Origin of the sequence: Streptomyces sp. NPDC060064 (assembly GCF_042736455.1) — a bacterium.
GTDB lineage: Bacteria > Actinomycetota > Actinomycetes > Streptomycetales > Streptomycetaceae > Streptomyces.
This window is the reverse complement of sequence record NZ_JBHWWF010000092.1, coordinates 1-6,475: the sequence shown is the minus strand read 5'-3', so window position 1 is coordinate 6,475 and position 6,475 is coordinate 1. Positions and strand designations below refer to the sequence as shown.

The window sequence follows — 6,475 nt, the reverse complement described above, 5'->3', positions numbered from 1 at the left end:
CCTGCACAACCTTGCCCTCGCCGGATAGCCGAGCGGCCGCGCAACGACCGACCGTATCTCCACCAAGTCGAAGATCATTACGGGACAACCCTTAGACTCGAAACAGGCACGCTGACCAGGACAAATGGAGAAGCACAACTGGAGTACTAGCGGTCTGACCCCGGCGCCCGGCCTCCCGAGCGGAAGCCGGGCATCCTGCCTGCTCTGTCCAGCGGGACAAGGTCGGTTCCTCGAATCGGCCGCATGGCGGCGACGAGCCGGGTGAGACTTCCTGAGCCGGAAGCACGCTCGCTGCGTGCGAACTCGCCCTATCAGGAGACCAGATGAGCCCCGTCATGCGAGTAGTCACCTTCAACACCCTCTTCGGCGGACACGCGGACTCCGAGTTCGGGCCAGCCGATCGGTGGGCCGGGCAGATGGAGTTCCTGCGGTCGCTGCGACCGGACGTGCTCGCCGTGCAGGAGTGCAACTGCTGGGATCAGCTGGGCAGGCGGCGCCTGCGCCGGTCGGTCGCCGAGCTGCGCATAGCTCAGGGGTTTCTCGCGGAGGCCAACGAGACCACAGCCGGCCACCGCTTTCACACTGCGATCCTGCTCAGTGATCGGCTCAAGGTGGACGCCGAGAGCGCGGAGCGTACGCGCTACCACCACGTTATGGGCTGGGCGAACCTGGCCGTGCCCGGCGTGGACGGATTGCTGGAGCTGCGTAACCGCGGACTGGACGCGCCTACAGCCGCACCCTGCTCAACGGGCACCTGCGCTCCCCTGGCCAAGCACCGAAGTCGGACCGGGATGCGGTGGAACTCCTCGCGCGTGCCAGGTTCGTCGACGCCAGTGTCCGGTGACAGAGGAGGTGGACCGGTTGTCACCGAAGTTGGACGACCAGCGGATTCGCGTCATCGAAGGGGGACCCGTCCAGACCCGGCGGGTTCGTTACGTGACGGCGGGGCGCTGGCGCGGATGGCCTCGGCCAGCTGCCGGACCCAGTGGGACAGCGCGTCCCTGGCGGCTTCGGGGGTTGCGGGACGGGGCTGGTGGGAGAGCCCCGGGGTGGTGTCCCATCTCTGTTCCGCGCGCCGGGCCGCCGACTCGGCGAGTTCGGCCACCTGCAATCCCGCGCGCCGGATCCGGGCCGGCGCGGTGCCGTCGCCGGCACGCGGCGCGGCCAGGGCGGTGTCCGGAGCGGGAGCCTGGCGGGTGACACGGTCCCTGAGCTCCTGGAACTCGGCGGCCCGCCTGCGTCGGTAGGCTTTCTGCCTGCATGCTGCCGAGCAGTTGCGCTGGGTCCTGCCACGGCCCCGGGCCACCAGTTCGGTGCCGCAGATCTGGCACTGCGCCACGACACACCCCCAGCCCTGTTTAGGCGGTTACATAACAAGCTCCGAAGCTGAACGCTACCGCATCGCACCTATTGTCACGTTAAAGAACGTTTTTAAGTCTTAAGGAAGGCGCCGCCTCTACGCTGTGAATCGGCGCCTCCAGATCCGTCTTGGTGGCCACCAAGACGACCTCATCCTGTCGAGCCCGGCACTCGCCCCGGCCCTGGTCGACTACCAGGTGCACATGGAGCCGGTGACGAAGGGCTTGTCGGACCACGCCGCCGTCAGTGGAGAACCGCGCGGCCCTGTTACGCGCAGCCTGCCCTCGGTGCGCCCGCGCTGGCCCCCGGGGTCGGGACGCTCGTACGGTCACCGTCACCGCCTGCGGGCCCACCTTCCCCCTACCGCAGAAGTCCGCGCCGGTGGCTGTGGCGCGCGCTCGCCGCACGGACGACATCTTCGCGGACTACGACCGCACGACGGGCACGTTCGCGCTCGACAACGGCACGCTGCTCGCCACCGCAAAGTGCATGTGGACCAAGGCCATGGAGAACGGTGTGGAGCACTGGCGGATCACGACGACCGTCGCCAAGGGCACGTACTTCCCAGTCGACATGATGAGCGTCGAGTGGGCCGAGGTGAAGGTCGGGCCGCCCATCGGCGCGGAACGCATCACCCTTGACACGGCGGTCATTGCCATCGTCGACGAGGGCCTGGCCTGGCCCGTCATTACGATCAAATGGCAGGCCAACGACCGGCACGAGCTGTGGTCCTGGGTGATCACCCGGCCAGCACGGAGCCGCTGAGCAGGTGCGGTCTGTGCCGCTGAGCTGTGCGTATTTGGTGCGGATGGCGTCGGGCGCGGTGATGAGGATCTGCCCGATCTGGTTCAGGGCGGCGGTGCGGGCCTTGGTGGCGGACCGTGCGGCGTTGTGCAGAGCGCGGATACCGGCGACGCTGTCGTCCTTGGGCGCGCTGGAGGCTCGGCCGGACAGAGCGGCCCGGGCGGCCGCGTAGGCGTCGACGGGATCGGACTTGCCGATGCGCCGGCGCTCGGCCCGGTCGGGCCGGTTGACCTCCACGACGGCAAGCCCCTTGGCGCGGGCGGCGCGCGTGAACCCGGCTCCGTAGGAGGCGGTGCCTTCCACTCCGATCGCGACCACGTGTCCGTGTGCGGCTATGAAGGCCAGGGCCGCGGCATAGCCGGGAGCTGTGGTGGCGAACACCCCGTCCGCGAGATGTCCGCCGTTGCTGCTGATCACCGCGACATGCAGGGTGTCGGCGTGTGAATCGACCCCTCTGAACACGTCCTGGCCGGTGCTGACCGCGGGGCTCGCTGCTGCCATGCTGATGGTGCCTTCCTAGCCGGAGGTGGCGCCGGCCGGGTGGCGCAGACAGGACATTGAGGGGGCTTCTGACCAAGCTCCTGACTTGTTGAATCGACCCCAGATGCTCGGTCTGCAGCCGTAGCGTCCAGGGTGCCGGTCGGCACGGGCCCGCCGACGAGCGCCGCGCGGCCGCGAAGAAGGCAGGCGTGCCGCAGATCAAGGACGCCGCCGACCGGCTGCCGTTCCTGGCCGCCACGGTGTCGGTCGCCGCTGCGCGCCGGAAGACCGCGATGCCGTTCCTGCAGGACGCGGCGCTCGCCCTCACCGAGGAGCCGTACGACTGGTCCATGAACCGTATCGCCGAGCTGGGCGACACCACCCCGAAGTACGTCCGCGACGTGAAGAACGCCGCGAAGCGACGCCGCGGCCACTGACCCGTCAAGCCCTCAGCCCGGCCCCGAAGCACCACCGGGGCCGGGTTTTCAGTCGCCGGTGACCGGGGCCTGAAAATCCGGCGCCGGGGAAACCGACTTCCGGTGATCCGGGTTCCGGGAGATCAGGCCCTTTAGTAAGAACATCAAGCACCACCATTAAGACCGTGTCCTACATGGTGAGGTTTCGGAAGCGTTTGTAGCAGCAGAGGGCGGCGGCGAGCCCGAGAAAGGCCAGGTAGTTGCCCGGATGTCGTTCGTAGCGGTGGTTGAGTCTGCGGTAGCCGGTCAGCCAGGACATGGTGCGTTCGATGACCCATCTGCGGCGGCCGAGACGTTCGCTGGACTCGATGCCCTTGCGGGCGATACGGACTCCGATGTGTTTGCCCCATAGCCATCTTCGCAGGTGAGGGACGTCGTAAGCCTAATAGGCGCGTGGGTTGGCCGCTGGGCCAGTCCAGGCGGGGGTCGGGCGAGACGTCTGGCTGTAAGCAGCACCAGGAGTGCTTCGACAAGAGGGACACAGTTCCGGCCTCTGCCGCAATCGAGCTCGGTCGCCGTACCGTGCCGTGACTCGAGCCATTCTCAGGGCCATCTCCCAATCAGCCGGAGCCGTCGAGTTCTTCACGAGAGTGAGGGTCCCTGAGCAGGGCTGGGGCCACGGACGGCTGATGGGGTGGTGCGCCCGCGAGCGCTTCTATTAGGTCGCCGGGTGGTCCTGCCGCGGCTTGATGCCGACGGACAGCGAAGCCTTGAAAGGAGCGCGTGGTGCACGCAACTTGCGGAATCGACTGGGCCGAGGACCACCACGATGTCGTGGTGATCGACTCCGGCGCCCGGCTGCTCGGCAAACTCAGGATCAGCGATGACGCGGCGGGCTTCCAGGACCTGCTGCGTCTGCTCGCCGAGCACGGTGACAGCCCGGACGATCCCATCCCGGTGGCGATCGAGACCTCCCGGGGACTCCTGGTTGCCTGCTTGCGGGCCTCCGGACGCCGGATCTATGCCGTCAATCCGATGGCTGTCGCCCGATACCGCGATCGGCACGCTGTCTCCCGAAAGAAGTCCGACCACCAGGACGCCGTCGTCCTGGCCAACATCCTGCGTACGGACACCGAGTTCCACCGTCCGCTGCCGACCGACTCTGACCTGGTCAGGGCGATTGCCGTCCTCGCGCGGGCTCAGCAGGACGCGGTCTGGGACCGCACCCGCGCCCACAACCGGCTCCGCTCACACCTGCGTGAGTACTACCCCGCGATCCTCGAGGCGTTCGCAACAAAGCGCGAACGGCTGCTGTCCCGGGAAGCCCGCACGATCCTGGCGATTGCGCCCACTCCGGACGAGGCCGCTCGGCTGACCCGAAGCCGGCTGCGGACCGCCGTCACCAGAGCCGGACGACAACGCCGCATCGAGGCCGAGACCGACCGGTTGCTTGAAGTGTTCCGTCGGACCTGGCTCCGTCAGCCCGCCCTCGTCGAGCGGGCGATGGGACGGCAGACACTCGCCCTCCTTGCCCAGCTCGACGCAGCCTGCCAGGCATGCGATGACCTCGCATCCGACACCGAAGAGCTGTTCCTGCAACATCCCGACGCGGAGATCATCACGAGCTTCCCCGGCCTGGCTGTGCTCACCGGCGCGCGGATACTCGCCGAGATCGGCGACGACCGTGCCCGTTTCGCCCACGCCGGCAATCTGAAGGCCTACGCGGGAAGCGCGCCGGTGACCCGCGAGTCCGGCAAGAGCCGCCACGTCACCCACCGCCGGATCAAGAACAGCCGGCTGGCCGCGACCGGCCGACATTGGGCCTTCGCGGCACTGACCGCCTCACCCGGCGCACATGCCCACTACAACCGCCGCCGGGGCACCGGCGACCGCTACCACGCCGCCCTCCGTAATCTGTTCAACCGCATGCTTGGCCAGCTTCACCACTGCCTGACAGTCCGCCAGAACTTCGACGAAGCGATCGCCTTCAGCACCCCCGCACCCGCCCCACTCACGGCAGCTGCTTGACCTGACAGCTGCATGGGGTGTCTTGTCCGCGTGCAGGCGTTGGGGCTTGGAATCGGCCGCGTGGGATTCGTGTCCCATGTGGAAATGGGACAGCATCGGCTTCAGCGCCTGGCTGTCGTGGGTGTTGGCCGCGGAGAGTCCGACGCGTAGGGGCAGTCCGGCCGCGTCGGACAATACATGCATCGTGGAACCGGGCTTACCCCGGTCCACGGGACTCGGGCCTGCAAGTTCGCCCCTTTTTTAGCGCGGACATGAGCAGAGTCGAGGACTGCGAGGGAGAGGTCGACCAGGTCCCGTTCGTCCAGGAGCTGGAGAATCTTCTGATGCAGCCGGCCCCAGACCCCCGAACGGGACCAGATGACGACGTACGAGTGGAAGGCCCCAGCTCAGTACGGATGAACGTCCCCAGTTCGATGGCTCGGATCGTGGTCGTGCGAGGATGTGCGGGTGGGGACTCCTGGGGCTTCTTTCCGCTGGCAGCGCATGATCGAAGCGCTTGCGGTACTTGGTGCGGACTCGGCCGATCAACTCGCCTGGATCGACAAGCACAAGGTCGTGACCGACGAGCTGGCCCTGGAATTCGATGACGCCTTTCGCCTGATGGCCGACCTCCATCAGGAAGAGTTCCTGGATACGGAAGCCTTGGGCAAGCTGCAGCTGATTGACGCGGTGCTTGAGGAGATGAGCGGCAGAGAGAACGCCGAGCGTTGGTCAAGGGAAGCGCTGGCCACCGACGCAGGGTGGCGTCAGGTTCGGACCCTCGCGCGCGACTTGCTGGTCAGCCTGCAGGGTGATTGGCGCCGGCCACTTCCCGAGATTCACGTCGTGCGATGACAGGATCGGACAGTTCGTTCAGGCCACGTCGGTGTCCCGCTCGATGGCTTTGAGGCGGTTCTTGAGCCGGTAGCTGGGGCCGTTGATGGAGATCACGTCGCAGTGGTGGAGGAGGCGGTCGAGGATGGCGGTGGCGAGGACTTCATCGCCGAACACCTGTCCCCATTCGCTGAAGGTCTTGTTCGAGGTCAGGATGATCGAGCCCTTTTCGTACCGCTTTGAGATGACCTGGAAGACCAGGTTGGCTTCTCCGCGTTCGAGGATCTCGTAGCCCACCTCGTCGACGACGAGAACGCCCGGCCGTAGGTAGGTGCAGAGCTTGTTGGCCAGGCGGCCGGCTGCTTCGGCAGCTTTGAGGTTGCGGACCATGTCGTCGAGGCTGGTGAAGTAGACCGAGTAGCCGGCCCGGCAGGCCGCGACCGCCAGAGCGACAGCGATGTGCGTCTTGCCCACCCCAACCGTTATCGCCGGTTCGTTCGCGATCTGAGCGTGTTGTTGCAGCTCAAGACGGTTCTTCGATCGATGGAGCGTGGTCAGCAGGGGCCGATGGTTCG

6 protein-coding genes and 3 pseudogenes are annotated in these 6,475 nt (G+C 67.0%); 4 read left to right on the top strand and 5 right to left on the bottom strand.

Annotation, left to right across the window (positions count from 1 at the left end; translation table 11 throughout):
• Window positions 1-895: 895 nt before the first annotated feature.
• On the bottom strand, window positions 896-1,339 hold the full coding sequence (locus ACFWDI_RS40685) for a hypothetical protein (RefSeq protein WP_385312109.1): 444 nt from the start codon (window positions 1,337-1,339) through the stop codon (window positions 896-898).
• 401 nt (window positions 1,340-1,740) lie between these two features.
• Here ACFWDI_RS40685 and ACFWDI_RS40680 point away from each other — a divergent pair, with 401 nt between their 5' ends.
• Window positions 1,741-2,124, top strand: a complete 384-nt coding sequence (locus ACFWDI_RS40680; protein ID WP_385312113.1) for a hypothetical protein — start codon at window positions 1,741-1,743, stop codon at window positions 2,122-2,124.
• Window positions 2,125-2,247: 123 nt separating this feature from the next.
• Here ACFWDI_RS40680 and ACFWDI_RS40675 read toward each other — a convergent pair.
• A pseudogene (locus tag ACFWDI_RS40675) lies at window positions 2,248-2,664 on the bottom strand (transposase); the annotation flags it as partial.
• A gap of 188 nt (window positions 2,665-2,852) precedes the next feature.
• Between ACFWDI_RS40675 and ACFWDI_RS40670 the strand changes: the two are divergent.
• Window positions 2,853-3,080, top strand: a complete 228-nt coding sequence (locus ACFWDI_RS40670) for a hypothetical protein (protein WP_385312107.1) — start codon at window positions 2,853-2,855, stop codon at window positions 3,078-3,080.
• Window positions 3,081-3,249: 169 nt separating this feature from the next.
• Here ACFWDI_RS40670 and ACFWDI_RS40665 read toward each other — a convergent pair.
• Window positions 3,250-3,501 (bottom strand): annotated as a pseudogene (locus ACFWDI_RS40665) (transposase); the annotation flags it as partial.
• Between the two features lie 344 nt (window positions 3,502-3,845).
• Between ACFWDI_RS40665 and ACFWDI_RS40660 the strand changes: the two are divergent.
• Complete coding sequence (locus ACFWDI_RS40660; protein WP_385312111.1) at window positions 3,846-5,087, top strand: IS110 family transposase; 1,242 nt, start codon at window positions 3,846-3,848, stop codon at window positions 5,085-5,087.
• Window positions 5,088-5,108: 21 nt separating this feature from the next.
• On the opposite strand, the pseudogene ACFWDI_RS40655 reads toward ACFWDI_RS40660, so the two are convergent.
• Window positions 5,109-5,461, bottom strand: a pseudogene (locus tag ACFWDI_RS40655) (transposase); the annotation flags it as partial.
• A gap of 109 nt (window positions 5,462-5,570) precedes the next feature.
• Here ACFWDI_RS40655 and ACFWDI_RS40650 point away from each other — a divergent pair.
• Window positions 5,571-5,921: a hypothetical protein gene (locus ACFWDI_RS40650; protein WP_385312105.1), complete on the top strand. Its 351-nt coding sequence runs from the start codon at window positions 5,571-5,573 to the stop codon at window positions 5,919-5,921.
• Between the two features lie 18 nt (window positions 5,922-5,939).
• On the opposite strand, the gene ACFWDI_RS40645 is transcribed toward ACFWDI_RS40650, so the two are convergent.
• A partial coding sequence (locus tag ACFWDI_RS40645; RefSeq protein ID WP_385312103.1) for an ATP-binding protein occupies window positions 5,940-6,475 on the bottom strand: 536 nt, incomplete at its 5' end.